3 protein-coding genes and 1 pseudogene are annotated in these 2174 nt (G+C 39.1%); 2 read left to right on the top strand and 2 right to left on the bottom strand.

Annotated elements, in window-relative coordinates; all coding sequences use genetic code 11:
• Window positions 1-138 precede the first annotated feature (138 nt).
• On the top strand, window positions 139-450 hold the full coding sequence (locus GQR46_RS18940; protein ID WP_165729093.1) for a Bor family protein: 312 nt from the start codon (window positions 139-141) through the stop codon (window positions 448-450).
• Window positions 447-782, top strand: a complete 336-nt coding sequence (locus GQR46_RS18935) for a hypothetical protein (protein WP_165729094.1) — start codon at window positions 447-449, stop codon at window positions 780-782. The genes GQR46_RS18940 and GQR46_RS18935 overlap by 4 nt, the downstream gene beginning before the upstream one ends.
• 54 nt (window positions 783-836) lie before the next feature.
• Here the strand turns inward: GQR46_RS18935 and GQR46_RS18930 are convergent, their stop codons facing one another.
• Both GQR46_RS18930 and GQR46_RS18925 read right to left on the bottom strand, forming a co-directional pair.
• Window positions 837-1523, bottom strand: coding sequence for a TorF family putative porin (locus GQR46_RS18930; protein WP_024591363.1), 687 nt, complete (start codon window positions 1521-1523; stop codon window positions 837-839).
• A gap of 276 nt (window positions 1524-1799) precedes the next feature.
• Window positions 1800-2174 (bottom strand): annotated as a pseudogene (locus GQR46_RS18925) (hypothetical protein); the annotation flags it as partial.

The following is a 2174-nucleotide window of genomic DNA, read 5'->3' as shown; positions in this document are numbered from 1 at the left end:
GCATTTATGCGGCCTTTATGTGTAATAAACTGTATAAAACTTCATAGCGTTTCTACATATTCCCCACAGCTTTTTACGCTAATATTTTATGTTCTCTTATAAAGTTACCTTACTGGTATTTAGTTTATAAGAAAGAGTATGAAACCATTAATTATAGGGGCGATAGCATTAAGCCTGAGTGCTTGTTCTGCGGTAACCATTCAGCCACAGGCAACAGCAAAAATAACGAGCCAAGCTAATTACGAAGATAGTCGCTCATTTTACTTTTGGGGATTGGTAGGCGAGCAACGCGTAGACGTAAAACAAATATGTTCAAATACACCGGTTATTCAAATGCAGTCACAACAAACGTTTAGTGATGGAGCGCTGAGTTTAATTACGCTTGGAATATACTCGCCCCATACCATTAAAGTGTGGTGCCAAGAGCAAGTAATAGGGGAAACATTATGAGTATCAAGCTACTTGCAGCCGGTTGCACACTGATTATTTTAACGGGATGTACAAATATTTACTTTGATAACGGAGCACAAAGCAAAGTAAGCAATAAAACGCTAAAAAGCTCACAGTGGCATCATAATTTTGCACTTGCGTTGTACGAGGGATCAGAGCCGTTAGATTTAACAACACATTGCCCACAAGGTGAATGGCAAAGCGCTCATACGTATAAATCGTTTACTAATGGTTTAGCTGAGGTGGTTGTGAATCAAATCGGCCCAGCTTGGTACCCTAAAACAGTAGAAGTACAATGTAATAAGGTACCATTTAAGGCAAAACAGCTATAAAACGAGAAAAGGGCCAAAAGGCCCTTCGTGTTGCAGCAAGTAACACATTCTTTCTTATAAATTAAAGTCTACAGAATAAGCAACGTAAGCTTTAATATCTGAATCATCCATATCTGTATCAGACAAACCAAAAGTAAAACCGTCTTTCGAAATTGATACACCGTAATCTAAGATATTATCATCGCCAATAAAATCACCAGAGTAATGGCCTAAGTGAAGTGCCATTTCAGTGCCGTTACTGCCAACAGCAAAACCGTAGTCAGCTGTCAGGTAAAGTGAATCACCAAAGTCTGTACCATCACCACTTGCAGCTGATGTTGCTAATACAGAAGCACCAAAGGTAAAGCCTTCAACACTGATGCTACCGTAAATTTCAGAGAAATCTGCGTCTGCTTCAGAAGCTGCGTCTGGGTAAGCGTAATAAATATAACCAACATCGTAGCTAACACTTTCGTTAATATCGCCACCAAAGCCTGCATATAAGTCAAGCTCATAGGTCATTTCATCTGCCCACGATGCATTTGAAGCCCAAGTACCTGCATAAAAGCCCGATTCATTGGCATAATCAATACCGCCTGAAATAGCTGCATCGCCCCCAGTTTGCTCTTGACCACGCCATAAGTAGTTTGATGTTGCCGCTGCATTAGCAGTTACTTCAGCATGTACGGCTGTTGACGTTAAAGATGTTGCGCCCATTAATGCTATAGCACTTATAGCGATGGTTTTTTTTAGTTTTAGCATGTCCATTTCCCGTTATATGATTTTTGCTCGCCAAGGTTTTTATTATGTAATCGGAACCTTTAGGCTGACGGCTTTTTATTGTTTAACTAACGGGATAATTGCACTGTATGTGCCAGCTTCATTATTTTTACTAAAAATTATTTTTATATATTAAAAAACATGAGCTTGCATTTTATGAATAGGGAAGGGGTATAACATGAAGGAAGATGTTGCGCACATTGCTGGTGCATAAATTAACCTAGCCGCACCATAAAAGTACGGCTAAATTAGAAGGTTTTAGCCGAATATAGTGCGCATAAGGCTAATTGTTTCGTTTACGCTGCGACCTTTTTGTACTTCACTCACAATTGAATCACGTTTACTGCGAATGTGTTCAGGAATATCGTCAGCAGCTAGAGCACGGTCTACTAAAATTTCTGCAGACTCTTTACCTCTACGCTGAGTTTTACCTGTTGTAGTTGTAGTACGTTTAGGCTTGCTTAGCAGTTTAATGTAGTTAGAGTTATCTGGTGTTTTAGCATCAGCGTAGTGAAAGAAACATGGAATTAATGCTTTAATAGCAACCAATTGTTCTTCTAACTCGTTACTAGGTTTAGCCATTTTATACCATGACATAGCTTGAATACCTTTTACGATATCTTGCCAGTAACG

Source organism: Pseudoalteromonas sp. Z1A6 (genome assembly GCF_011378745.1).
GTDB classification, from domain to species: domain Bacteria; phylum Pseudomonadota; class Gammaproteobacteria; order Enterobacterales; family Alteromonadaceae; genus Pseudoalteromonas; species Pseudoalteromonas arctica.
Note: the sequence above shows the minus strand (reverse complement) of the source record. Positions and strands in the feature narration are given on the sequence as shown.

Coding starts and splice junctions, on each gene's coding strand:
- GQR46_RS18940 (WP_165729093.1), top strand. CDS start 139: ATGAAACCATTAATTATAGGGGCGATAGCATTAAGCCTGAGTGCTTGT.
- GQR46_RS18935 (WP_165729094.1), top strand. CDS start 447: ATGAGTATCAAGCTACTTGCAGCCGGTTGCACACTGATTATTTTAACG.
- GQR46_RS18930 (WP_024591363.1), bottom strand. CDS start 1,523: ATGCTAAAACTAAAAAAAACCATCGCTATAAGTGCTATAGCATTAATG.